Origin of the sequence: Acetobacter malorum, assembly GCF_001580615.1 — a bacterium.
Taxonomy (GTDB): Bacteria; Pseudomonadota; Alphaproteobacteria; order Acetobacterales; family Acetobacteraceae; genus Acetobacter; species Acetobacter malorum.
Genome location: NZ_LHZC01000051.1, coordinates 86,191 through 111,721, shown reverse-complemented (window position 1 = coordinate 111,721; position 25,531 = coordinate 86,191). Strand labels below are relative to the sequence as shown.

The 25,531-nt window shown below is 55.4% G+C and carries 19 protein-coding genes; 9 read left to right on the top strand and 10 right to left on the bottom strand.

The features are described from left to right. Positions 1 to 5: 5 nt before the first annotated feature. The 6 genes from AD930_RS09680 to polA all read right to left on the bottom strand — a co-directional run bounded on the left by AD930_RS09680 (position 6) and on the right by polA (position 8,455). Positions 6 to 1,007, bottom strand: coding sequence for an ABC transporter permease (locus AD930_RS09680; protein WP_043551486.1), 1,002 nt, complete (start codon positions 1,005 to 1,007; stop codon positions 6 to 8). Beyond that, positions 1,004 to 2,728 carry an ABC transporter substrate-binding protein gene (locus AD930_RS09675; protein WP_167375167.1) on the bottom strand — a complete coding sequence of 575 codons (1,725 nt, stop codon included), beginning with the start codon at positions 2,726 to 2,728 and terminating at the stop codon, positions 1,004 to 1,006. The genes AD930_RS09680 and AD930_RS09675 overlap by 4 nt, the downstream gene beginning before the upstream one ends. A gap of 160 nt (positions 2,729 to 2,888) precedes the next feature. Further along, positions 2,889 to 4,022, bottom strand: coding sequence for an acyl-CoA dehydrogenase family protein (locus AD930_RS09670; RefSeq protein ID WP_061506068.1), 1,134 nt, complete (start codon positions 4,020 to 4,022; stop codon positions 2,889 to 2,891). Between the two features lie 12 nt (positions 4,023 to 4,034). After that, on the bottom strand, positions 4,035 to 4,979 hold the full coding sequence (locus tag AD930_RS09665; protein WP_061506067.1) for a glycosyltransferase family 2 protein: 945 nt from the start codon (positions 4,977 to 4,979) through the stop codon (positions 4,035 to 4,037). A gap of 29 nt (positions 4,980 to 5,008) precedes the next feature. Then, positions 5,009 to 5,623, bottom strand: a complete 615-nt coding sequence (locus AD930_RS09660; RefSeq protein ID WP_061506066.1) for an SCO family protein — start codon at positions 5,621 to 5,623, stop codon at positions 5,009 to 5,011. Between the two features lie 3 nt (positions 5,624 to 5,626). Then, on the bottom strand, positions 5,627 to 8,455 hold the full coding sequence (gene polA / locus AD930_RS09655) for a DNA polymerase I (RefSeq protein WP_061506065.1): 2,829 nt from the start codon (positions 8,453 to 8,455) through the stop codon (positions 5,627 to 5,629). A gap of 530 nt (positions 8,456 to 8,985) precedes the next feature. Between polA and AD930_RS09650 the strand changes: the two genes are divergently transcribed. From AD930_RS09650 to AD930_RS18300, 3 genes are all read left to right on the top strand, one after another. Further along, on the top strand, positions 8,986 to 10,113 hold the full coding sequence (locus AD930_RS09650) for a DUF3034 family protein (RefSeq protein WP_244150556.1): 1,128 nt from the start codon (positions 8,986 to 8,988) through the stop codon (positions 10,111 to 10,113). A gap of 376 nt (positions 10,114 to 10,489) precedes the next feature. Next, a complete protein-coding gene (locus AD930_RS18430; protein ID WP_264820992.1) occupies positions 10,490 to 11,599 on the top strand; it encodes a Hint domain-containing protein in 1,110 nt (369 codons plus the stop codon). A 10-nt stretch (positions 11,600 to 11,609) separates the two neighbouring features. Continuing rightward, positions 11,610 to 12,380 (top strand): Hint domain-containing protein, encoded by a 771-nt coding sequence (locus AD930_RS18300; protein ID WP_264820993.1) that lies wholly within the window; start codon positions 11,610 to 11,612, stop codon positions 12,378 to 12,380. Positions 12,381 to 12,493: 113 nt separating this feature from the next. On the opposite strand, the gene AD930_RS09640 is transcribed toward AD930_RS18300, so the two are convergent. After that, entirely contained in the window at positions 12,494 to 14,737 is a 2,244-nt protein-coding gene (locus AD930_RS09640) for a protein-disulfide reductase DsbD family protein (RefSeq protein ID WP_082781813.1), read from the bottom strand. 190 nt (positions 14,738 to 14,927) lie between these two features. On the opposite strand from AD930_RS09640, the gene AD930_RS09635 reads away from it, so the two are divergent. Beyond that, positions 14,928 to 16,016: a glycosyltransferase family 61 protein gene (locus tag AD930_RS09635; protein WP_082781812.1), complete on the top strand. Its 1,089-nt coding sequence runs from the start codon at positions 14,928 to 14,930 to the stop codon at positions 16,014 to 16,016. A 7-nt stretch (positions 16,017 to 16,023) separates the two neighbouring features. On the opposite strand, the gene AD930_RS09630 is transcribed toward AD930_RS09635, so the two are convergent. Together AD930_RS09630 and AD930_RS09625 are read right to left on the bottom strand one after the other, a co-directional pair. After that, positions 16,024 to 16,575, bottom strand: a complete 552-nt coding sequence (locus AD930_RS09630) for a thioredoxin family protein (protein ID WP_061506063.1) — start codon at positions 16,573 to 16,575, stop codon at positions 16,024 to 16,026. Positions 16,576 to 16,757: 182 nt separating this feature from the next. Then, the gene (locus AD930_RS09625; protein WP_061506062.1) at positions 16,758 to 16,973 is read right to left on the bottom strand and encodes a zinc-finger domain-containing protein; all 216 of its coding nucleotides are present in this window, start codon (positions 16,971 to 16,973) and stop codon (positions 16,758 to 16,760) included. 266 nt (positions 16,974 to 17,239) lie between these two features. Here AD930_RS09625 and AD930_RS09620 point away from each other — a divergent pair, with 266 nt between their 5' ends. Together AD930_RS09620 and AD930_RS09615 are read left to right on the top strand one after the other, a co-directional pair. Next, complete coding sequence (locus AD930_RS09620) at positions 17,240 to 18,256, top strand: alpha/beta fold hydrolase (RefSeq protein WP_244150555.1); 1,017 nt, start codon at positions 17,240 to 17,242, stop codon at positions 18,254 to 18,256. A gap of 342 nt (positions 18,257 to 18,598) precedes the next feature. Further along, positions 18,599 to 20,119 (top strand): adenosine deaminase family protein, encoded by a 1,521-nt coding sequence (locus AD930_RS09615; protein WP_061506060.1) that lies wholly within the window; start codon positions 18,599 to 18,601, stop codon positions 20,117 to 20,119. Positions 20,120 to 20,251: 132 nt separating this feature from the next. Here the strand turns inward: AD930_RS09615 and AD930_RS09610 are convergent, their stop codons facing one another. After that, positions 20,252 to 21,670, bottom strand: a complete 1,419-nt coding sequence (locus AD930_RS09610; RefSeq protein WP_061506059.1) for a helix-turn-helix domain-containing protein — start codon at positions 21,668 to 21,670, stop codon at positions 20,252 to 20,254. 131 nt (positions 21,671 to 21,801) lie between these two features. Between AD930_RS09610 and AD930_RS09605 the strand changes: the two genes are divergently transcribed. The 3 genes from AD930_RS09605 to prpB are packed head-to-tail and all read left to right on the top strand — an operon-like array spanning position 21,802 to position 25,495. Then, a complete protein-coding gene (locus tag AD930_RS09605; RefSeq protein ID WP_061506095.1) occupies positions 21,802 to 23,364 on the top strand; it encodes an MmgE/PrpD family protein in 1,563 nt (520 codons plus the stop codon). 32 nt (positions 23,365 to 23,396) lie between these two features. Beyond that, on the top strand, positions 23,397 to 24,566 hold the full coding sequence (gene prpC / locus AD930_RS09600; protein WP_061506058.1) for a bifunctional 2-methylcitrate synthase/citrate synthase: 1,170 nt from the start codon (positions 23,397 to 23,399) through the stop codon (positions 24,564 to 24,566). Beyond that, on the top strand, positions 24,563 to 25,495 hold the full coding sequence (prpB, locus tag AD930_RS09595) for a methylisocitrate lyase (RefSeq protein ID WP_061506057.1): 933 nt from the start codon (positions 24,563 to 24,565) through the stop codon (positions 25,493 to 25,495). The genes prpC and prpB overlap by 4 nt, the downstream gene beginning before the upstream one ends. Positions 25,496 to 25,531 lie beyond the last annotated feature (36 nt).

Here is a 25,531-nt window from a genome sequence, read left to right as displayed (position 1 = left end):
CCTCCTCATGAAGACCGCCGAGCGGCATCGCGCACATCCAGCGCATCCCGCAGGCCGTCGCCCAGAATGTTCAGCGCCAGCACCACCAGCACAATGGCGAGGCCGGGCGCAATGGCGACCATCGGGCGGGTATAAATCAGCCCCTCGCCATCCTGAATAATGGTGCCCCATGATGCTGCCGGCGCCTGCACACCGATGGAGAGGAAGGAGAGCGCGCTTTCTGCCAGCAGGGAGAGCGCCATGAGCAACGGCCCAAGCACGACGAGCGTGGTGGTCACGTTCGGCAGAATATCAAACAGCACAATTCGCCAGCGCGGCACGCCAAGGCATCGGGCTGCGGTGACAAACTCTGCCTGCCGTAAGGCCAGCACCCGTCCGCGGATGGGCCGGGCAGCATACGGCACATAGACCAGTGCAATAATGACAATAGGGATCAGCAGACTATCTGCTTCCACGACAAACGGCCCCAGCTTTAACCCCTGACTGACTGTGACAATGGAGAGCGAGATCGCAAACAGATAGACCGGAACGGCCCACATAATATCCATCAGGCGGGAGAGGACGGCATCCACCAGCCCGCCAAAAAAGCCTGCGGCAATACCGGCAGCCGCGGCCAGTATCAGGCACAGCACGGCGGCACAGGAAGAAATCAGCAGGGAATTCCGGCCGCCATACAACATACGGGCCGCGACATCGCGCCCCTGACTGTCAGCACCCAGAAGATAGGCCGCATGGCCGGTCGGCCCGATGGGGCTGAGGCCCAGATGCAGCGGATTATCATTTGGCTGCATGATGTCCACCTCGTGCCCGTCCAGCATGATGCTGCCTGCGACGTTGGAGGTGAACGGGTCAGTCCGGGCAATATCCCGCGCATACAGTGGAGCCAGCACGCAACTCAGGGTGATGAGCACCAGAACGGCAAGGGCCGCCATGGACGCGCGGTTGCGTGCAAGGCCACGCATGGCCTGCCGCCAGGGGCCGGGTGGGGGAGGCGCTTCAGCTGTCATCGGACCTGAAGCTGGGAGAGCAGGATTTCATCATTAAGTGTTACGATGGCGTTACGCGTGCGTTTTGACAACAGGCTGACGCGTTTGATCTGCACCAGTGGCACGGCGGGAGCCTGCGCCATCAGGGCGCGGTCCACCTCCGCCCAGCGCTGCCTGCTCTCTGCCGGGCTGGTCAGGGCAGCGGCGGAAGCCTTGTTCATCAGCGCATCTATGTCCGGGTTACAAAAAGCCGACATGTTGGGGGAATTGTCGGAATGCGGGCGGAAACTGGCGCACGTAAACAGGGTTTGCAGGAACGTGGAGGCGGAGGGGTAATCGGCATTCCATCCTGTCAGGGCAATTTGCACATGGTTGTCACTGTTCTGCACGTAAGGGAATTGCACCGTTTGCGTCATGCTGCGCACAGAGGTGTCATAGCCCAGACTGGCCAGAGTGCTGCGTAGTTCCATGGCCATGGCCGCATAACGCCCTTCCAGTGGGGCAATAATCGTGACTTTCTGCCCCGCCGTGCCACTTTCCCGCACCAGTTTGCGGGCTTCCTCAAGGTCTGGTGCCTGCCACTGTGGGAGTGGATGCGCAGGTGAGGCTCCCTTAGTGTAAGCGCAGCTCGGCTCATAACCCGGCGCACCCTGCGGCAGAAGCTGGCAGAGGGGCGTCGCAACGGCAGCGCCCCCATGGTAGATCACCATGGCATGCCGGTTGATGGCATAGCTCAGCGCCTGCCGGGCCTTGAGGGAATTGAAGGGCGGCATCCGCACATTCAGGGCGGCGTAATAGTAGAGCAGTAGCGTATAAATCTGCACTTGTCCGGCATAGCGGCTACCGACTTCGCCCAGCCGGTCCAGCGGCACATCTTCATACATCCAGTCATACTGGCCATTTTCAATGGCGGTTACTTCGCCTTCCGGGTCCAGCCCGAACGTGACCTGTATGGAATCCACATACCCGGCGGGTTGTGCGTCATGCGCCCATTCCCGGAAATACGGGTTGCGTTCCAGCACCATGCCGGTGGCAGGATCATAGCGTGTCACCCGATACGGTCCGGTGCCCGGAGGGGCCGTGTTCCCGGTATCATGCGGCGGTGTGCTGGCTGGGAGAATGGCGGCATGAAACCAAGCCAGACGGTCCAGAAATTCGGCGTCCGGTTGCGTCAGATGGAAGGTGATGGTGCGGGTGGTCGGATCAGTCTCTATGCCGCCAGCTAGTGTGCAACGGGCCGGGTCGTGCAGGCAGGCGTCTGCCCCCACGATATGACTGTAATACGGTCCGGCAGTCGGGCTGCCGACTTTGAAGAGACGGCGGAAAGACGCGGCAACATCCTCCACACGCACAACCTGCCCATTGGAAAAATGCAGATTGGGACGAAGCGTAAACCGATAGGTTCGTCCTCCATCTTCTGGCTGTGGAACAACTTCTGCCAGATTGGCGATAACAGGTTGTGCTGCGGAGCCTGCAAATTTGGGGAAAGCTAGAAGCCCGTCATAAACGGGCGTTTCGAGTTGCTTGATAAGAGAAATATAAGAGACCTGCGGGTCCAGCGTGCCCCCTGAATTTTGCGCAGCCAGCCGGAGGGTGCCGCCTTTGTGAGAGTCAGAGGATATGGGAGCAGGGCGTGGCGTCGGCGCTGTGGTGAGTTCGGCTTGCGCAAATGAGGGCGAACCAGAAGCTGCGCACAGAGCAGCCAGCACACACCCCATAGCAAAAAACCGCTTCTGCACCATGTTTCACACCCCACGCACTGGGGAGAGACCTTAAAAGGGCGCTCCGTGCCCGGCAATGCAGAAACCGCATACCATGATAAAACTGCTTTTAAGATTGAGAAGAAAAACAGTTATGCTTGGAATTTGAAAAATTGCCGATAAAGCGAAGAGGTCTTTGTCCCTACACGTCACCTAAAGCAGCACGCCCGGCAGCACTCAGGGCGGTATCTGCCTGTGGTGTGTGAATGCGTGCGCACAAAACGTCGCGTAAGTGCCGCTCCAGCGGATTGGAGCGGCTAAGAGCCGGGTTGCCAATCGCCGCCACGCCTGTTTCCACGCTGCGAATGGCGTTGTCTGTCACCACATGTTTAATCAGATTAGCGTCTGTCACGCTGCATTGCCCCAGATCATACCGTGCCAGCGCATCCGCCAGCATTGCCCTGTTGGTCAGCAGCAAGGCTTCAATCTCACCCATTACAATCTGAAAACGGGGCAGGGAGGAAAGAGGTTTACCCAGATTGGCAGGCACACGGGCATGCAGGAAGGTAACAAGCCAGTCCCGCGCAGACCGCGCGACACCATCATACAAGGCGGCAATCAGCAGCGCATGCCAGAGCGTCAGGTCCTGCCCGGCACCACGCCAGTCTTCTGGTTTTCGTAAATCGACAAGAAAGGCTTCCGGCAGGACCACATTCTCAAAATGAATGGTGTGGCTCCCCGTTGCCCGCATACCGAGCTGGTCCCATGTGCGCTCTATGCGCACTCCCGGTGTATCCAGCGGCACCAGAACATGGCCTGTGCGCGGTGTTTCCTCATCGGTCGCGGCCCATACAATGCCCCAGCGCAGAGCCGTGGAGCCTGTGGAATAAATCTTGCACCCATTCAGCACCCACTGCCCGTCTTTCTGGCTGACGCGTGTGGCAGGAATCCCGCCGCGCGAGGGAGTTCCGAGGTCCGGCTCCACCCGCAGGGCATTCAGAAGAGCGCCGTCCTGCACAGCAGCTTCTGAGACTATGCGGCGCACGTCTTCCGGCCAGTGCGGGTCTGCCGCAATGCTGGCATGGTGCAGGCACTGCATGGCCAGAATAAGGGTGGTGGACGGGTCTCCCTGCGCCAGTGTGCCGATAAGGGGCAGCACGTCCCGTAGCCCTTTTCCACCGCCGCCATACCGGGAGGAAACCGTTAATGCCAGTAGCCCGGCTTTGTGTAAGTCTGCCAGATTATCCAGTGCAATCTCGCCCGATTGGTCATAAGCGGCTGCCCGGCTGGAAAAACGGCTTACAAGGTCAGATAAGATGGAAAGGGACTGTGGCATGCTGTCTCTATTTCAAGGGCGGATGCAGGATCGGATATGATCACGGAGAAGGCCCATTAAGACATTCTCTCCGCCTTGCTTGTACCAGGAGTAGTAGGTGCGCCAGTGTTCTCCAACGTAATCAGGCTGTTTGCTGGCTTGTAAAGCGTTAAAGCCATTCAGAATTTTTTTCTTTACCTGCTCTTGGGACCGCATAGGGAAATGCAGGATACAAAAGCCAGCTTCAACCATGATGCGGATTGCAGAGGGAGGCTGGTTGAACTGTTCCACAAAGTGATTGCCTGTAACAGGACTTAACCCTTGCCGTAACCGGTAGGCTACTTTGGTGACGCGCACTTTCATGGTCGGCCAAACAGCAATCGGCGTATCATTTAATGTCGGGCCGAACGGAACAGGGTACCCCTCTGGAGAGACAAGCGCAGCCTGAGCCCAATGGAAAACCAGCATGGACACAGCAGGGTCTTCCAGCATGGCGTTGAATGTTTCAGCGCTCTGGTCTGCATTCCGGGTGCAGCAGGTTATTAATTCGTCTGCATCGACAAAAAATACCCATTCAACAGGTATCTCGTCATGTTCAAGGTAGAGCAGCATGAACTGCTCCAGCGCCTTCATCTTGGATGCCTGATAATAGGCAACCTGATAATCAAGCGCGCAGAAGACACCTGCATCCGGGTGATCTTGCCGGAACTGCATGATGATGTCTGTTGTGCCATCTGTGCTGTTATTATCGAGAATAAAAAAGCGGCGGAAACCCAACTGGTAATGGTGGCGTAAATTCTGGCCGATCATATCGGCTTCGTCTTTAACCAGAATGAAAAGTGCTGCCTTGCTCAGGGCTGGCACGGCAACGTGGGGGGAAATCTGCCAGTCCGGACCGCCCCGCAGGGTGTTGAACGCTGTAGCGGCCTGCTCGCTCATCTCATCAGGAAGGCCGGTCAGAACTGGATGGTCACTCATGGTGTCAGTCTTTCTTGGGGGAGGGGAGATTACTGGCCCGGGTTCATGAGTTTTTTCAGAGCATCCGTCATAGCATCTGCGCTCAGATTAGCGTCAACCGTACCAACGTAACGGGCGTTGGGGTCCATCACCACAAAGCGGGGGGACATGCGCATGGCATACGTCCATTCCGGGTCAGCCACTCTTTCAACCGTGGTGTGGTATTCCTTGGCCAGATCCGCCAGCGGGCTGGGGGCAGCGGTGCCGGCCACCACACGCGGGCTGATGCTCTGGCCATATAGGCGCAGGCGTTCGGCATCATCCCGGTCCGGGTCGAGGCTGACAAAAATAATCACGGCCTTCCGCTTGCCGGGGTCAGTCTTATCCAGTGCGGCGGACATGTTGGTCAGCGCCGGGGTGCAGGCATCGTCAGCACAATGGGTGGCGCCAAACAGCACCATCATCCAGCGACCGCGGAAGGTCTGGTCCGTCATGGTGCCGGTGGTGGCGTCCATCAGGCGGAAGGACCCGCCCACTTCATTGCCATACGTATCCAGCGTCGGGCCATAGCGCAGGGCAACGCGGGTGCCCACATAGCCGGTCACGCTGGCAACAACCAGAACGCCAGCCGCAATCAATGCAAATCGTTTTTCACTTGGTGTCATGACTTAATGTGCCTCTGCCCAGTTTCCGCCAATGCCTGTCTCAACCACCAACGGCACGGACAGTGTCGCCGCGGCTTCCATCACCTTGCGCGCCACAGCGGCGACAGCCTCTGCCTCTGCGGCATCAGCTTCAAACAGCAATTCATCATGCACCTGTAGCAGCATGCGGGCGGAAAGCCCCGCATCTTTCAGGGCGCGCGGCAACTTGACCATGGCGCGTTTGATGATGTCAGCCGCCCCACCCTGCAAGGGGGCGTTAATGGCCTGCCGTTCCGCATATTGTCTGCGGGCTGCGCTCTTTTCATGAATGCCCGGCACATAGCAGCGCCGCCCGAAGGGCGTGAGCACGTAGCCGTTGGCTTTGGCCTGCTCACGCATGCGCTCCATGTAATCCCGGATACCGGGATAGCGGGCAAAATAGGCGTCGATATAGGCCCGGGCTTCCCCTGCTGGAATGCCAAGCTGCCGACTGAGCCCAAAAGCGGAAATGCCGTAAATAATCCCGAAGTTGATAGCTTTAGCCCGGCGACGGGTCAGGCTGTCCATCCCTTCCAGCGGGATATTGAACACTTCCGAGGCCGTGCGGGCATGAATATCCTGCCCCAGAGCAAAGGCTTCCCGCAGCGCCGGAATATTGGCGACGTCGGCCAGCAGGCGCAGCTCAATCTGGGAATAGTCAGCAGAAATCAGCTTTTTACCGGGCGGCGCAATAAAGGCCTGCCGGATACGGCCACCTTCTTCCGTGCGAATGGGGATGTTCTGCAAATTCGGGTCGTTAGAGGACAGGCGACCGGTTGAAGTAATGGCCATCTGGAAAGACGTATGCACCCGGTCATCCACTGTGGCCTGACGCAGCAGGGCATCTGTGTAGGTGCTTTTCAGCTTGGCCAGTTGCCGCCATGCCAGCACGCGGGCCGGGAGGTCATGCCCCTGATCAGCCAGATCCTGCAATACGGAAGAATCCGTGCTCCATGCCCCGGCCTTACCGCGCTTGCCGCCCTTCAAACCCATTTCATCAAACAGGATTTCCCCAAGCTGGCGCGGGGAGCCGACATTGAAGTCGCGTCCGGCTGCCGCATAAATTTCTTTTTCCATGACGGCCATGCGGCTGGCAAAATCTTCAGAAAGACGACCCAGTTCGGCCCGATCCACCGCAATGCCAGCTTTTTCCATGCCAGCCAGAACCGGGGAAAGCGGGCGTTCCAGCTGTTCATACAGCGCCAGCGCCTGATTGGTGCGCAGGGTGGGGTGCAGCACGTACCACAACCGCAGCGTGACATCAGCATCTTCCGCTGCGTAAGGCGTGGCACGCGCGACCGGAACCTGTGTAAACGGAATACGGTTGCGCCCGGTGCCCGTCACACTGTCATAACTGATGGGTGTGTGACCCAGATGCAGGGTGGAGAGTTCATCCATGCCCTGACCATGCTGCCCGGCGGACTGCGCGTAGGAGATCAGCATGGTGTCATCCACCGGTGCGATGGTGGAGAAATCCAGCCCCGCATGGTCAAACACCAGCAGATCAAACTTGGCGTTCTGGAAGATTTTCAGAACTGCCGGGTCTGTCAGCAGGGGGCGCAGAATATCAAGTGCTGCGGCAGGCTGGAGCTGCTCACCTGCTGGTTCTTCCAGCGTACCTTCATGCCGCAGAGGGATGTAGCAGGCTTTGCCGGGGACGGGAGACAAAGAAATGCCGACCATGTTGGCATGCAGCGGGTCCAGCCCGTCGGTTTCTGTATCAACCGCGCAAATGCCCGCTTCCTGCGCGGCACTGACCCATTTCTGAAGCTCTTCTGCCGTGCGCACGGTTTCATACGGGCCGTATTCGGCGGTGAGGGAAGCTGTCGCTTCGGCGGACTGACCGGCCTCAGCGGTAGGCGTTTCTGTTCCAGTGGGAGCGGTGGCACCGGTAACGGATGCATGTGCTGCGGCACGGGCGGTGCGGTGCGCATGCGCACCAGAGGGATGACCAACGCCCAGACGGCTCAGCACGGAGCGGAAGCCCATGCTCTCCAGCCAGTCTGCCACCACCACCTTGTCGAGTTCCCGAACGCCCAGTTCCTTGACCGGCACAGGCAGCGGCACATCCCGTGCCAGTTCGACCAGTTTGCGGGAGATGCGCGCGGCGTCTGCATGCTCAATCAGCATGTCCCGGCGCTTTGATTTCTTCATCTCCGGTGCTGCGGCCAGCACGGCTTCCAGCGTGCCGTATTCTTTCACAAGGGCGGAGGCCGTCTTGGGGCCAATGCCGGGCACACCGGGCACGTTATCCGTTGGGTCGCCCATCAGCGCCTGCACGTCCACCACCTTATCCGGGGTGACGCCAAACTTGGCTTCCACTTCCGGCGTGCTGATAGCGGTCTGCTTCATCGGTTCCAGCATGCATACACCGGGGCCGATCAGCTGCATCAAATCCTTGTCGGACGAGACGATTGTGCAGGTGCCCCCTGTCTTCCGCACAGCGGTGGCGTAGGAGGCAATCAGATCATCCGCTTCCCACCCGGCCAACTCAATGGCGGGCACATTAAAGGCCCGCGTGGCATCGCGGATCAGGGAAAACTGCGGGCGCAGATCTTCCGGCGGTTCTGGCCGGTGCGCTTTATATTGCGGGTAAATTTCTGTCCGGAATGTCTGCCGTCCTGCATCAAAAATGACCGCCAGATGTGTGCCTACATGCTCCCGCAGCAGGCGGGCCAGCATGTTTGTAAACCCGTAAACGGCGTTAACCGGCACCCCCTCTGGGTTCGTCATGGGAGGCAGGGCATGAAAGGCGCGGAAAATAAAGCCGCTGCCATCTACCAGTACCAGGTGGGGTGTATCTGTGTTGGTCATGAAACTCTTGCAGGCCAGGGCCGGAAAAGGTGGGACGGATGGAGATTGTGGGGATATGCGCCCCTGCTCGGTCTGTCTAGCATACAGGGGTGGGGAAGGAGCCTGCAAGACGAGTGGTGTTTTCTCTCCACCCTTTCGTTTGACCCCAGCGAGTCTTGTGCATCTCGGTCATCCGACCTGACCGTCTGAAATATGCAGAGTACGAATAACTTATAGTCTGAAATCAGCACGAAAAGAGCGGCCTTGTTCTGTTTACATGTCTATATATATACGAATATAGACAGGGATACCCTCCTGTAAAGGCGGGATGATTTTAGGGTTTGTCACGAAATGCATAGCTAGCATGTCCGTCGCCGTAACGAAGTGGTGAAACACGGAATAACAGATCCAAAGACAGGTTTTCGAAAAGCATCGCAAAAATTTGAAATTTTCATAAGGCATTTCAGATCAATGTGGGGTGTCTCGATGGTCTGAGATGTCAGGGCAGCAGCATTCAGGAGAGCACTATGCTGAGAAACAGGGTTGTTCACATGAGTTTTCAGCGTATGCAACGCGCCATACAGTGCCTGCCAGCCTTGCAGCAGAAAGCCGCAGCATTGATAAGCAAGCTGAAGAACTGGCGCGAGATGTTCGCCCCGGCGCTGGCAGCTTCGGCTCTTGTTGTCTGTGCTCAGAACGCCAGAGCGCAGACAGCGTCTGCCGCAGCATCGCCTGCGGGCACAACTCCCGGCAGCACCCCGCGTGTCACGCTTGCGCCGGGAACTGCGCAATCTACCGCTTCCACAGGTGGGACGGCGCAGACCCCCTCAGCAGAGGCCCCTGATGAACCGGATACGGGACTCACGTTTGACAAGGTTTTTGATGGCCAGCGCACGCTGGGCACCAGTGGCCTGAGTTCTCTGGAGGGCTCCAGCGGTGGTGGTATTGCCAGTTGGGCCACCATTGGGGGTTATGGCAGCAAGAAAAGCATGGGGATGGCTTTTCACTACAGTTATGTGAGCCTGACCAATTATACCGACCAGAATGTTGGTGCCGTCATGGGTTTTTATGACCGCGTGGAAATTTCCTACTCCCACAACTTCTTCCGCACCGGTTCAACGGGGCGCAAGCTGGGTATTGGGCACGGCTATCAGTTTGATCTGGATACGGGTGGTATCAAGGTCCGCCTGTTTGGGCATGTGCTGGACAAAACCCTTTTGCCGCAGGTGGCTGTGGGGGCCATGTATAAGCATGATGGGGACGCAAAGGTTATTCATGCCGTGGGCTCCAAACACACCGATGGTGCGGATGTTTACATCGCCGTGACCAAACTGTTTCCCAAACTTGGCCTGCTGGTGGATACCACCATGCGCCTGACCAAAGGCAACCAGTGGGGTATTCTTGGCTTCGGTGGTGACAGGAACGACAATTACTACCCGCAGTTTGAAGGATCACTCGGCTATCTGCCGTCTTTCATTCCGGGGCTGGTTGTTGGGGTGGAATATCGAACCAAACCGCGTAACCAGAACTTTACGCCTGAAAGCAACTGGTTTGATGTCTACGCCAGCTATTTTGTGAATAAGCACCTGAATATCACAGCCGCTTATGTCTCTCTTGGGACCATTGCGACGTACCGGAATCAGACCGGGGCTTATGTTTCTCTCCAGACCGGGTTTTGATGTTTATGAAAAACGCTTTGATGCGTGCCGGGAGGAGTGCCGTTACACTGCTCTGAGGCGGTCTGACTTGAAAGGTTCTACCCTATTTCATTATGATGTAAAAATATTAAGTACATAAAGTAATTAAAAGTAGTATTAAATATCCATGATTTAATACTGTAAATAAACGCACGAATTCACAAGAAATTTACCTTTATTGATATATTCTTTTCAATTCATCTACGGTAGGGGATTGATGTCCAAAATAAAGAGATAATATCAACATTCTGCATATATCTTTACGTCTTCCCTCCTTCCACAGGACTTCCCTTATGGAAGAGCGCTGTCGAGCCCGCATGCAGGAAATTGATATTTTCCAAACAAGAAAGATATCAAAATGTCTATCACGAACATTACGACAGATCAGTCCATGGGAAGTTGGGCTGGCAATGGTAACCTAAGCTGGGTTGCTCCCCCTGCCGATGCCACGGAAGGGCAGGGCACAAATGGTGACATTCTGAATGTCCATAACGGGGCCACCCTCACCATCAAAGGCTATCTCAATCTGAACGCAGGCATCGTCAATATTACTGAGGGTGCGACGGTTCAGGTTGTAAGAGATGAGTCAGATACTGCTGGTATCCTGCAGGATGCTGCTGGCGGCACAATCAATATCAATAACGGAACACTCTCGATCAGTAACGACTTTAACGGTCGTACGGGTGTTTACAACATCACCAATGGTAAGCTGGTGGTGAACCATGTTTTCACAGGGTTTGAGGGGGTTTATAACGTAAACAGCGGCGGCGTTTTTGTTGCCGGTCTGGAATGTTCAAACCTGATGTCGCCCAAGATCAACATCAGGGGCGGGTCTGTCTATTTTTACAATCTCATTGATGATATCAGTGGGACTGCAAAAATTGACTTTCATAATACCCCCGGCGGCCTTCTGAAGATTGAAAATACATCTCTTTCCAGCTTGTCCAATCTGGATCTGCATGTACAGAATTTTGTCTACGGGGATCAGATCAAAATTCAGTCTTATACTGATTATAGCTCGAACACGCTAACGACCAGCATAAGCGGGAATGATCTGCTTATTCAGGGGACAGTTAATGGTAATACAACCACACTTGTCACTCTGAAAAACTTCGTCACAAACACGAATGGCAATGCGATCCCAACAGCGATGTACCGGGATGGCTATATTCTGTTCGGTGAGCAGAGCGATACAGGCGCATGCTTCCTTGCCGGCGCTATGATTGAGACAAGCAACGGATGCGTGGCTGTAGAAGATATCCAGGTTGGGGATGTTCTTGTCGCTCATGTCAGGGGGCAGACTGTAAGTCGGTCTGTTATCTGGGCAGGCAGGCAGTTTGTTGTGGTGAATAGCGCGCTGTCTGACGATATGGCGGGTTACCCGGTGCGCGTGTGCCAGAATGCCATTGCAGAGGGGGTTCCGTCTAAGGATCTGCTGATTACGCCAGAACATTGCCTTGTTCTTTGAAGGAAATTTTGTGCCTGTCCGGATGCTGGTTAACGGAAGCTCTGTTTTCTATGACAAGTCCATCACGTCCTACACGTATTATCACGTGGAAACGGAGCAGCATTCTGTCATCACGGCCGATAATGTGCTGACGGAAAGCTACCTTGATACTCGGTCAGGATCGTCTTTCCAGCAGACGGGCAAGGTGGCGCGTCTCTATGGCATTTCCCGCACATGGGAAAAAGATGCCGCGGCTCCGCTGTGTGTTGATCGTGCCGTTGTGGAGCCGTTATTCCGTAAACTGGAACAGCGCGCAAAAACACTCGTTAAAGATCAGCCGGTGCCTGAAATGGCTGAGCAGACAGGTGATCCGGATTTACATCTGGTGATTGATGCAGGGAGAACTGTGCGCCCACTGCGGTATGATGGCACGCATTACAGCTTCATGCTGCCGCCGCATACAAAGTCCGTGCGTATCGTCTCCCGTGCCAGCCGGCCTTCAGATGTGATCGGTCCTTTCGTGGATGACCGTCGTTATCTTGGGGTGCTGGTTGCCAAAATCGTTTTTGTTACAGGCAGCCAGAACTACGAGATAACGTCTCACCTGCAGACTGAAACGATGGACGGGTGGTATGGCGCAGGAGAGGAACCATGCGCCTGGACAAATGGCAATGCCGTCCTGCCATTGTGTGAACATATGGCGCAGGGAAGGATGGGAATTCTGCTTCTGGAAGTGCGGGCAGGCGGCCCTTATCTGCTGAGCCAGCCCAAAGCAGACGTTCGCTTGTCACAGTCTGCCTGATTTTTCTAACAGGGGACTTTCTGGTCAGGCCCCCATTTTTGATGGGGGCCTGATAACGTGTATCTGGACTAGAGGGCTTACCGAGTGGAACTTATCCGCTCGGCATAACGAAGCTATTTCGCGACTGTGCTTGCAACCAGCCCCGGTGTCAGGATCTGTGGCAGCACCACTTCCGGCCCGTTGGCAGGCACATAGAGGTAGAACGGCACGCCGTCTCGCCCATGTGCTTTTAGAAACGCGCTGATGGCGGGATCATGATTGGTCCAGTCTCCCCGCAACACCGTAACACCATGGGCTGCAAAGGCTGCCTGCGTGCTGGGGATATCCAGTGCCACCCGCTCATTGACCAGACAGGTAATGCACCACGCTGCGGTCATATCCACAAAAACGGGTTTGCCTGCCGCGTGCAGTTCTTTCAGTCGTGCTTCCGAAAAGGGTTCTGTTCCTTTAGGTAGCCCGGAGGTCAGGCTGCCGCTGGCAGCCGGTGCCGCACTCTGGTGACGAAGGGCGGGAACCAGCGCCAGCGCCCCCAATAGCCCCAGCAGAGCCAGCCCATGCAAAGCCGTGCTGGTGCGTGTATGGCCTTGCTGAATAAGCCGCACCTGCGCCACGCCATAAATCCACCCAGCAAAGCCAAGCAGCACTAATCCTGTCGCCAGCAGCAGCACAACGGACGCCCCACCTTCCAGCGATGCCACCCATAGCAGCCATACGCAGGAGCCCAGCAGCGGGAAGGCCAGAAACTGGCGGAGATACTGCATCCATGCGCCGGGTTTTGGCAGGCGCGCGGCCAGTCCCGGCACGGTGGTCAGCAGCAGATAGGGGGCGGCAAGACCCAGCCCCATGGCGGCAAAAACAATCAGCCCCATGGCAGGCGGCCCGGAGAGGGCCCCCGCAATAGCGACCCCCATGAACGGGGCCGTGCAGGGCGTTGCAACCACTACGGCCAGAATGCCTGTGACGACATCATGCCAGTGGCCATGGGCATGGCTCGTCAGGGAACTGCCTGCCGAGACAGGCATGAATTCAAACACGCCCAGCAGGTTAAGCGCCATGGCAAACAGTAGCCAGGTCACTAGTGTGACAAACAGAGGAGACTGAAACTGAAAGCCCCAATCTGCCGCAGCACCAGCCACACGCAGGCCCATCATCACGCCGCCAAGTGCCAGGAACGTCACCATAACGCCCAGACTGTAACAGGCTGCACTCATGACCTGTGTGCGGCGTTCCGCTTTACCCAGCCGCGCCAGAGAGAGAGCCTTCATAGCCAGAATGGGGAAGACGCAGGGCATCAGATTCAAAATCAGGCCGCCCAGAAAGGCAAACACCACCTGTTGCAAAAATCCGGCCTGCGTCAACGTGCTGGTGAGGGGGGAGGAACTGGCGTTCTGTCCGCTTGCAAACGGCGCACCTGCCAGAGCAGGAACGGGCCTGGCCGTGAGGGATAAGGAACGCTCATTTCCCGCCGCATCTTTTAAAACCAGCAAACCGCTCAGAGGTTGTGTGGACGCAAATTCCGGCAGGCGTTTCAGTAGCAGGGCGGCACTCCCATCCTGCACTGTAAACTTCTGCGTGGCGGCCTGATCAATCAAGCCCGGCTGGTCTGGCATGAACCATGCATCCTGCACGGAACGGGCAGAGAGGTCGGCGCCCTTGATGGTCAACACCCCATCAGCCGAGACGGTGGCGGCATAAGGGGACGGAACAGGTGTGGCCTCTGCCGCAGCGGAAAACAGAGATGCCTCTGCGGAGAGATGAGCCGGGCCGGGCTGTAAGGTTACGGCCAGATCAGCTTCTTCCGGCACGCAGACATTTTCACACACCAGCCAGCTTGCATGGGCTTTGAGTGTGGTCGGGCCGGATGTCTCACCCCCTGCCGGATGGAGAGGCAGCTCCATGGGCAACACAACGTCACCCGTATAAGCGTAAGACATCAGCGAGGAATCGGGGATGCGGTGCGGTGTTGGCCATACAATGGGAGATGCTTTCCCGTTGAAGGCCCCGTCTGCTGTCACGGTCACGTCCGGCGCTTCTCCGGCGTCACCCGGGTTGCGCCAGTAGGTGTGCCAGCCGTCCTGCAGTTTCAGCCGGAGGGCAACATGTAGCGGCGCCTTTCCGTCTGTGGTGTCTGTATCCGTGATCAGCGTGGCAACACTGTGCCCGGTGGTGGAAACCGGGGCGCTTTCCGCTGCGTCCGCCTGTTGCCACTGGCCTGTCAGGTCCGCTCCGGACAGGGTTGCCCCAACCGCAAACATCAGGGCCAGCCCCCACAGGCTGCGGACCATGCGGTGCGTCAGTGCGCGCGGGGATAGGGTTGTGGCAGAAACAACCGGAGGGGGAGAGTACAAACGGGGCATGCGGGATCTCAGATAAAAAATGCAACAGGGCAGGAAAGTAACGCACCATAGCATGGTCCGTTGGCGGCATAGAATGCAGCACAGCAACAGGACTGCGGGAGTTTGTGTCCAGAGCCGGACCAGAATACGGTAATGCGTGCAGAAAACGCGGTTACGCACAATGGACAGGTAGAAGGAAGAGCAGGGATCAATGGGCTTTTTCAGGCGGACAGCCGACACTGGCCCTGTGAGCCTGAAAGACGTTGCCAGCAGTGTGACTGTTTTGGAAACTGTTCCCGCTGTCCCTGTGTCCCTTGTGAATGGAGGCGTTCTGGGGGCGGGGGAAACCTCTGTGTTCCAAAGCTGGGTTTCCGAGCCCGCAACCCTCTGCCTGTATGAACTGCGGGATGTGGTGCTGGATCGTTCCCTGATGGTTTTCCTGAAGGATGGGAAACCGCTGCTTGAAACAGCCTATGTGCAGGACCCTTCGGCAGTTGCGGCGCTGACAGTGCGACCGGAGGATCTGGTAACGATACCGGACCACGCTACCCCTGCCGCAGTCTGTTGTGACCACTGGAACAGCAATTATTACCATTGGCTCTCCCATACGCTGCCCACCTTGCATGCTTTACGCATCACCGGGCATCAGGATGCACGGCTCATGCTGCCAGCCAGCATGCGTCCCTGGCAGGCTGATACGCTGGCGCTCTCCGGGTTTGATGCGCAAAAAGGCATCCCGACAGAGCATGGTAAGCAATATGCGTTCCGGCGGGTGCTCTATGCGGATTATGTGCGCGGAGCTGCTGATTTTTCGGTCTCACCTTTGTCTCGGGCAGCATACGAGTTTTTGGCGGCCACGCAGCCCCCAACCGGCCCCCGAGACCTGCGTATTTTTATTGAGCGAGGTCCCGCCAGTAATCGCAGAATTCCGAATGAAGCCGAACTAACAGCGGCTTTGCAGGCGCGGGGCTTTTTGTGTGTCCGGGCAGAAAACCACTCGGCGGCTGAACAAATTCAGATTTTCAAACGGGCCAGACTGATTATGGGGCAACTTGGCTCTGGAATGGCTAATTGTGTCTGGTGTCAGCCGGGCACTGTGATGTTTGAACTGGTTGCCGAACATCATCAGAACCCGTGTAATCTGCTGATGGGCATGCAGGCAGGCTTACCCTATTGGGGGAAACTGATGCCCACAGGCCAACAGGACGATGACCATATCGCGCAGTCTGAAAAGCCTCTGGATATTGCTTCCGTTCTGCATGAACTGGATCAGATTGAGCAGTATCTGCCGCCTGTCTGAGCGTTGCTCAGGAGCGTTTGGCCCACGCCGCCAGCTTGTCCACCACAGCCTGACCAGACATGCGGCGGGCATCGCCCAGAGCCAGTGTCTCGTCGCCGTTCAGCACCTTGCCCTCCGGTGTGACAATCAGAGCGACCGGAATGGCCTTAATGGTAATGCCAAACTTTTTGGCAATATCCATGTTCTTGTTGAAATGGTCGACATTGACAGACACGACGGAAAAGGTCTGATCAACCCACGGGCTGACAGCCGGGTGCGTCAGCACACCCGCCAGAACGCGACAGTCCGGGCACCAGTTGGCACCAAAGTCAATCAGCACTTTCCGGCCTGTCTTGCGGGCTTCTGCAAAGGCGGCGTCTACCGCAGCCTGTGCGTCATCTGGTTCTGCATACGGATGCGCGACCGCTGTAATTGGCGCAGAGCCAATCTGCGGGACAGGCACCGTTGCCGCATTGGAGACCGCGCTTTGTGCCGCAGCAGGCTGCCCCATGCCAACGACAGCCGGAGCAGTCAGAGCGGTTGCCACCAACAAAGTGCGGAAAAAAGCGGGAGAACGCATGCAGAATGATCCTTGATTAATCTAAAGGCGCTTTTCCGGCCACAAGGCGTATAACAAACAGCGTGTCAGGCAGCGGAATTGCTAAGAGGATATGTATGGAGAGGACAGGATAAATGTCAATTAAATACGTGCAAAATTAAATTCACATAAAAAACTGTAAAATAAGAGGGACTGTCGGCTCCCTAATGCTGCCCCGCATCCGATGCACCGGGCTGCAATACAAACAGGCGGGAGCAGTAGGGGCAAACAGTCTGATGCCCGCCAATGGTCAGCCACACACGCGGGTGCCCTAACGCACCCAGCCCACCATCACACGCTACTTTGCGATGATCGACCACAATCGTTTCAACATGCCCCAACTGGGGGTGAGGGACAGGGTTGGTAGCTTGAAGAAGCATGGAGGCACATCCTTGATGGTGACGCAGGACGCAGTGTCCGCAAAGGCGCGTCATGCTTACAGTCCGGATCAGTCCAGACTGGCGCGGATTTGTCAGGAATGATAGCGGGTTGAAATGTGCTTTTCCATGCTTTCTTCCTTCCCATCCGCGTGAGCAGAATGCTGCGGTCGGTGCTGAACAGGGTAGTGTTCTCTGCGGTCATAAAGGCCGGATGGTCGGGTTTGGCGACCTGCGGAATGCTGGCGCTTCCTGCCTGCAGCACCACAATGCCTCCCGTGCCAAAACCGCCGTCGCGGTTTGCCCAACTTGGGCAGTTAGTGCCGCCAGAAAAGATTTTTACGCTTTCCGATGGGGCAAAAATCCCCGCCCGCCTCTGGCAGGCCTCTGCACCGCCTCGCGCCATTTTTCTGGCCTTGCACGGGTTTAATGATAGCCGGGATGCATGGGAATCCTCAGCCCCGTTTTTCGCTGCACGTGGGGTCACGGTTGTAGCCCCAGATCAACGGGGGTTCGGGCAGGCGCCCGAGCGTGGCGGCTGGGCAGGAACGGCACGGATGGTGGAGGACGTTCGGGAGGAAGTCACCCAGCTTCAGCAGGTCTATCCGCACACGCCCCTTTATCTGGCGGGGGAAAGCATGGGTGGTGCTGTGCTGATGCAGCTGATGGCACAGCCGAATGCCCCACATGTGGCAGGCACGATCCTGCTGGCTCCGGCTGTATGGAATTTTAGCTGGGCGACAGATGTGCCGCTGAAGGTGCTGGCACGCCTGTTTCCAGACTCTCTTGTAACAGGGCGGGAACTCCCGGTACATGTTGTGGCCAGTGACAATATGCTGGCGCTGGCCCGCCTGTATTATGACCCCCTAACTCTGCGCGCAACGCGACTTAAAGCCCTGCAAGGCCTTGTGACGTTGATGAAGCAGGCTGCGCATGCAGCCCCGCATCTCCATGGACCTGTGCTGTGTGTATATGGCGACCATGACCAGCTTGTTCCGCCCACCGCCATGGTGCCTGTCTGGCAAAATATGCCCGCAGGAACACGGCTGGATCTTATCTCTGGTGGCCACCATCTGCTGCTGCGGGACCGGCAGGGTACACGCGTAATGCAGGATATGCTGAGCTGGATAAACACCCCCGAACACTGGCTTCCTTCCGGCGGAGACAGTGCTGTTGCCGCGTGGCTGGCGACCGGAGTAGGCGAGCCCGGGGCTGAAAAGCAGGATGCACCACTACCCATTCTGCCCTCAATGTTGGATCGGCTTGTGCTGCCAGAGGCTCGATAAGCTATTCTCAAAGCCCCTTTATTAGGCGCCTCAATTCAGAAATTCAAAAATACGACAGATTTCTAGGCTGCATGAAGCCGGAAAAATCATTTTATTTTCAAGAATATACGTAATTTAAGATTTGATTCCGGATCATATTCAGAGCGTTGCCCACAAAAGAGAAGTTGAGCATCTCTGCGGCTTGGCCAAAAAGAAGCCGCGCAGTGCAGCACGGAAAAATGGCTAGCGTGTTGGTTGCAGTTGCGACATGGACCCATTTTATCATTATAGTGTAGAAACGCTCTATCAGGCCTTCCGAGGCTTTTTTCTTAAACCTGTCAATTTTTTCATCAATGGTGTTTCATGTTGTTTCGCTCTTTACTTCTGGCCTGCGCAGTTCTGCCATTTTCTGCTAACCTTTGTCTGGCGCAAACGACAGATGAGCAGAAAACAGCACATATTTTCACGACATTACAGTCAGACCCAGCCCGTCTTGCGCTCTTCATGCGTCAATTCCCTAAAGGAGCTGACCTTCACAACCACATGGTGGGGGCCATTTATGCGGAAAGCTATTTAAAATGGGCTGCGCAGGATGGAGCATGCGTGGCACTCGAGCACGGCCAGATTTTGTCGCATGGCTGCACGGGGCACACTAAAGGGGAGATCCCCGCCGCAGCTTTGCCTGCTGACCCGGACGCAGAAAACAGCATGATTGATGCTCTTTCCATGCGTGATTTTGTGCCCACAGCGAATGACCGCTCAGGACATGATCATTTCTTTATAACCTTCAGCCGCTTTTTCCCCATCACGCAAAAACACGCAGGGGACAGTCTGGCAGAAGTAAAAGACCGGGCAGCACAAGATCATGTGCAGTATGTTGAATTGATGATTTCCCCCGGTCTGGGCGGGATGATCGCTGCCGGGATGACGCATCCCCTCAAGGGCGAGGATTATACGCAGGCAGAACAGGCGCTGAAGCCTATGCTGCCTAAACTGGTGGCAGATGTTGGGCACGAGACCGATGACATGGAGCGGCAGGCCCAGCAGGTTTTGCAGTGCGGAACCCCACAGGCGCATCCGGGGTGTGGTGTAAAAGTGCGTTATTTGTACCAGACATTGCGCACTTTGCAGCCCTCTGTCGTGTTTGCGCAGCTTTATGCCGGGTATGAAGTTGTGCGAACGGATGCCCGTTTTGTAGGGGTGAATATTGTTGCCCCCGAAGATAACGTGATAGCCATGCGGGATTATGACCAGCATATGCGCATGTTTCAGGCGCTCAATGCTCAGTATCCCGATGTGAAACTCAGCCTGCATGCGGGTGAGCTTACTCCCGGTCTTGTTCCGCCTGAAGGGCTGACGCATCACATTCGCTCAGCGGTAGAAATAGCCAACGCACGCCGGATCGGGCACGGCATTGATATTACGTGGGAGCAGGATGCTACGGGCTTGCTGGCAGAGATGGCTCAGAAAAAGGTCATGGTTGAAATCAACCTGACAAGTAATGACGTTATTCTGAATGTTAAGGGAAAATCTCACCCCTTTGCCCTGTATAGACGGGCCGGTGTGCCTGTCGCTCTGTCTACTGATGATGAGGGCGTATCCCGTGGGGACCTGACACAGGAATATCTGCGCGCTGCCACAACCTGGCCGCTGAGCTATCAGGAAATGAAAGAGCTTTCACGTAATGGCCTGATCTATTCTTTCATACCGGGAGAAAGCCTCTGGGCAGACGGGCATGTGGTTCCAGCCTGTCAGGATATGACGAGCCAGTCCTGTCAGGATTTTACCGCGCAAAGCGAAAAGGCCCGGATTCAGCTTGATCTTGAACAGAACTTCACCCGGTTTGAAGCCGCAATTGCTCATAACCCGTTGCTAGCTGATTAAAAGCCTTACGCCCCAATACTGCATCATGATGGCCTCCTTGGAGCATTATGGTGCGGTACTACCTGCCCGCTTATTGGAATAGATCGCAATGCGACCGGGTAATGACAACAAAGCATTTTCTGACCTAACATACTATTCTTCAGGCAAGGCCCGGTAGGGAACAACGCCGCGCGCATGACTGCCGGTGTCCAGAATGCGGCCTGAAACCGGGAGAGAACGATGACTACACTGGTCACGTCCGCAGGCTCGGCATCCAGGCCCAATGGGAACAACCATACTGTGGTCTTCCAGATTAAGGCCTGCGGCATAAACAGTTTTAGCGGCATCGGTTATGGAGCAACCCAGAACCATAGCGATTTGCCGTGGACGATCAGCATAACTTGAGCCTTCATGGCCAACTGTGCGCGCCACGTTCAGATAGATAGCATCATCCGTTGTTTGAGAAAGCTGCACCTGAATCTGGCCGGGCGTCGCAAAGGCCCTGAATACGTTCCATAAAGGGCACGGCCCACCAAACCGAGCTTGAGAAAAACGATTGGCAGAAAAACTTTTAAGAATATTTCCTGCAATATCGAGTTTGAGGAAGTAAAAGGGAATTCCTTCTGCGCCAGTGCGTTGTAAAGTGCTCAACCTATGACAAACCTGCTCAAAGCTAACGGAGAAATGGCGGCGTAACTCGTCAATATCATAACGCATTATTTCGGCTTGCTCTAAAAATCTGGCATACGGCAAGATCAGCGCGCCGGCAAAGTAATTGCTGAGATAGACCCGGGCCAGTTCCTGAGCATTGTAATCTTTGGGGCCTTCGCGGCGTAGAATATCCGTTATCAGTCGGCTCTGTTCCAGTTGACCAATAATCTGAGCCAGAAAAAATAAAGTGCTTTCATGAGGCTGATTATGAGGCAGGTAAATCTGGCGTTTATGTTGGTCAATGCGCCAGACAAGACCTGTACTTTCCATATCGGTGCTTTGTGTAATATGCAGCCCGTGGCGATCATAAAGATGCTTGGCGAGGCTAGAGCTTAACTGGTCATCCTTAAGGGTAAAATTTTTATAAAATTCCTCCGCAGCTCTATCAAGTTCGTGAAAATAATTCCGATGTTCCTGCACCCAGTTTCCCACCACATCATAAGGCTCCAGAGAGGGAGAAGGGGACAAGGCCGTTTCGAAATATTGTTCCTGATTAAAAGTATAAGCACGATAGAGTGTTAAAAAAGCCTGACAGAGTTCCGGACTGTGGTTTGCAGCCTCAGTCATTTTAGAAAAAGGGAGGGACGCTGTTTTAAAAATAGGATCAGCCATTGTCTCCCGAAGCGCCTGTATGATGTGGGCTTCCCGCGTGTCACTGAACCACGCAGGCGTTAGAGTGAAACGCTCACAAAGGTTCTGCAGGAGGTGGTTGGGTAACGGGCGGTGATTGCGTTCAAGCTGATTCAGATAGCTTAGTGAAATCCCCACGCGTTCAGCCATGGCAGCCTGTGTCATGCCTTCACGCTTACGTAACTGTTGCAGACGGTTTCCTGCAAAGAGTTTTATTTTTGTTCTGGGCATACCGACAGACCTTCGCAGACTTTGCAACTGGTGCAAATTCGTTTGCTTCTTTCTACTCTTATTCCCCTGCCGCTTGATACAACAGTCTGCGAATGTCTCTTCCAGATCACAAAATGGCAAGGGACAAAACCATGCAAAACCATGCGGTAAGAGTGCACCCGGAGAGCGACCGTCTTGCCTGCTCTGAGCAACTGGCCTGGAAAATTGCACAGGTTGCAGCGGACCCAGTGGGGGTCGAGGCCGCAGTGGCTGATATGATTATCAACCGTATGATTGATAATGCCGCCGTCGCTATGGCTTCAGTCAACCGCCATTCTGTCATGAGTGCGCGTGCAGAGGCGCTGGCGCACCGTAGAACGGGTGGCGCCACGGTGTTTGGCATGGGGCCAGATGTGCGGGTGCATGCAGAATGGGCTGCCTGGGCCAATGGCACAGCCGTAAGGGAACTTGACTTTCATGACACGTTCCTAGCGGCTGAATATTCCCACCCGGGGGATAATATTCCCGGTATTCTGGCTGTAGCGCAGCAGTGTGACCGGAGTGGCGCAGACCTCATCCGTGGCATTGCGACCGGGTACGAAATCCAGATTGATCTGGCGCGCGCCATCTGCCTCCACAAGCATAAAATTGACCATGTTGCGCACCTCGGCCCGTCTGTTGCTGCGGGGATCGGCACGCTTCTGCGTCTGCCGCCTTCGGTCATTTATCAGGCCATTGGTCAGGCATTGCATGTCACCACAGCCACACGCCAAAGCCGTAAAGGGGAAATCTCCTCCTGGAAAGCTTATGCGCCGGCTCATGCGGGAAAAATGGCCGTAGAATCAGTTGATCGCGCCATGCTGGGTGAAACGGCACCAACCCCCATTTATGAAGGGGAAGATGGCGTGATTGCATGGATGCTGGACGGAAAAGATGCGTCATACCAGGTCCCTTTACCTGACGTGGGTGAACCAAAACGCGCTATCTTTTCGTCTTTTACCAAGGAACATTCAGCAGAATATCAAAGTCAGGCTTTGATAGACCTTGCTTTCCGTATGGGTAAAAACATTACCAATTGGGATGACGTTGAGGACGTGCTGATCGAAACCAGCCACCATACGCATTATGTGATTGGTACCGGCTCGAACGATCCGCAGAAGTTTGATCCTCAGGCCTCGCGTGAAACGCTGGATCATTCGATTATGTATATCGTTGCTGTAGCTTTGCAGGATGGGTGTTGGCATCACGTCCGCTCCTATGAACCGGAACGGGCACGGCGCGAAGATACTGTGCGTTTATGGAAGAAAATACATACTGTTGAAAAACCCGAGTGGACCGAACGGTATCATGAGAGTGACCCAGACAGGAAAGCTTTTGGGGGTCGTATCATCATCCGCATGAAAGATGGTCGTGTTCTGGCGGATGAACTGGCAGTTGCCAATGCCCACACACTTGGTGCCACACCATGGCAACGGGATGATTATATCAAAAAATTTCTCACGCTTTCAGAGGGAATTGTCCCAAAAGCAGAGGCTGAACGGTTTCTGAGCGTTGTGCAGAAACTGCCTGACCTTACAGCAGGAGAACTGCACCAGATTGAACTGAACGTTTCCCCGCAGGATATGCAGTTCAATCGTGTGGAAAGCATTTTCAATTTTGGTCAGCTGGGTTCTGAGTCTGAAGTGCCGCGTCAGCACGCAGCTCTGATGACCTGACTCTGTACCCGCAAGGTGAGGGAGCGAGACTCATGCATACCGAACTCCACAGCACAAAACCCAAAAAGTCAGTTGCTCTGTCTGGCACTGTGGCAGGAAACACAGCGCTCAGCACTGTCGGCCATAGTGGTAATGATCTGCATTACCGTGGGTATGATATCAAAGATCTTTCACGAGCCTGCTTGTTTGAAGAAGTTGCCTATCTTCTCATCCATGGCTATCTGCCCAACACGCCAGAACTGGAGAGTTATAAGCGGCATCTCGCAAGTATGCGCGATATTCCTGATATTGTACGAGCCACTCTGGAACGTCTCCCGGCATCCACGCATCCTATGGATGTGCTCCGTACGGCGGTTTCTGTTATGGGCTGTGCCCTGCCAGAACGCAGTGACTGCCCGATAGCAGGCGCGCGGGAGATTGCCGACAGGCTCGTCGCCTCAATGGGATCCATGCTGCTTTATTGGTATCATTACTCCAATCATGGCCGGCGTATCGAAACCATGACAGATGATGAGAGCATTGGCGCGCATTTCCTGACACTCCTGCACGGGCATACGCCACCCCATGACTGGGTTCAGGCCATGCATACATCCCTTATTTTATATGCAGAGCATGAGTTTAACGCGTCTACGTTCACGTCTCGCGTGGTGGCTGGCACAGGGTCAGACATGTATTCTGCGGTGACGGCAGCCATAGGGGCGTTGCGTGGACCCAAACATGGCGGAGCGAATGAGGTCGCGCTGGATATCCAGAAGCGATACCTGACAGCGAATGAAGCAGAAGCCGATATTCGGCGCAGGCTGGACGCCAAAGAGGTGGTGATCGGCTTTGGTCATCCGGTTTACACACTGGCTGATCCACGCAACGAGATTATTAAGGAAATAGCAAGAAACCTCTCGCGGCGTAATGGAACCATGCGGCTCTATGATGTTGCCGAAAGAATTGAACGTGTGATGGCGGAACAGAAGAAGATGTTTCCCAACCTCGATTGGTTCAGTGCGGTTTCTTATAACGCCATGGGCATTCCCACGAGCATGTTTACGCCGATTTTTGTGATTGCCCGTGTGACCGGCTGGTGCGCGCATATCATGGAACAGAGGCAGGATGGGAAAATCATTCGTCCGTCTGCAAATTACACAGGGCCGGATGCACGCCCCCTGATTCCCCTGCGTGAACGTGACGGACTGGAGTATGCAGCATGACCTACCTGATAGGCGCCAATTCTTCCGCAACGCCAGCGGGACAACGGTTTAAAGGCATGATGAGTGCAAAAGGAATCATGCAGATCCCCGGTGCGCATAACGGACAGGCTGCACTGCAGGCAAAAGATCGTGGGTTTGACGCGCTTTATCTATCTGGTGCCGCCATGACAGCCAGCATGGGTCTGCCTGATCTGGGCATTATTACGATAGATGAAGTTTGCTTCTTTATTCGTCAGGTTGTCAGAGCATCCGGGTTGCCTGTTCTTGTGGATGGGGACACTGGGTACGGGGAAACCCTGAATGTAATGAATATGGTGCGCGCGTTTGAGGACGCAGGTGCGGCGGCCGTACACATTGAAGATCAAGTCCTTCCCAAGAAATGCGGCCATTTGAATGACAAGAAGCTCGTATCTCCTTACGAGATGGCTCAGAAAGTTGCAGCCGCTGCCCGTGCCCGACGGGATATGGTGATTATCGCCCGGACAGATGCCGCGGGTTCTGAGGGACTGGATGGCGCTGTTGCGCGTGCCCGCCTGTATCATGAAGCTGGTGCTGATGCTATTTTCCCAGAAGCCCTTATTTCTGAAGACATGTTCAGAGAGTTTTCAAGGCAGCTTCCTGATGTGCCCCTTCTTGCCAACATGACAGAGTTTGGACGCTCACCATACTTCACGGCCTCACAGTTTGAGCAGATGGGCTATAGCATGGTCATATGGCCGGTGAGTTCTCTTCGTGCTGCCAACAAGGCGCAGGCGGATCTGTATGACACTCTTGCACGTAACGGCAGCACCGAAGAAATGCTGCCACGCATGCAGACACGAGAAGAGCTGTACAAAACACTTCGGTATTATGAGTATGAAACGCTCGATGCAGGCATTGTGGCCACGGTTCTCCCGCATGTCGGGCAGAGCGACCGTTCTGCGGCCTGAAACCGTAGAACTTTATCCCACAGAAACCATAAAAAA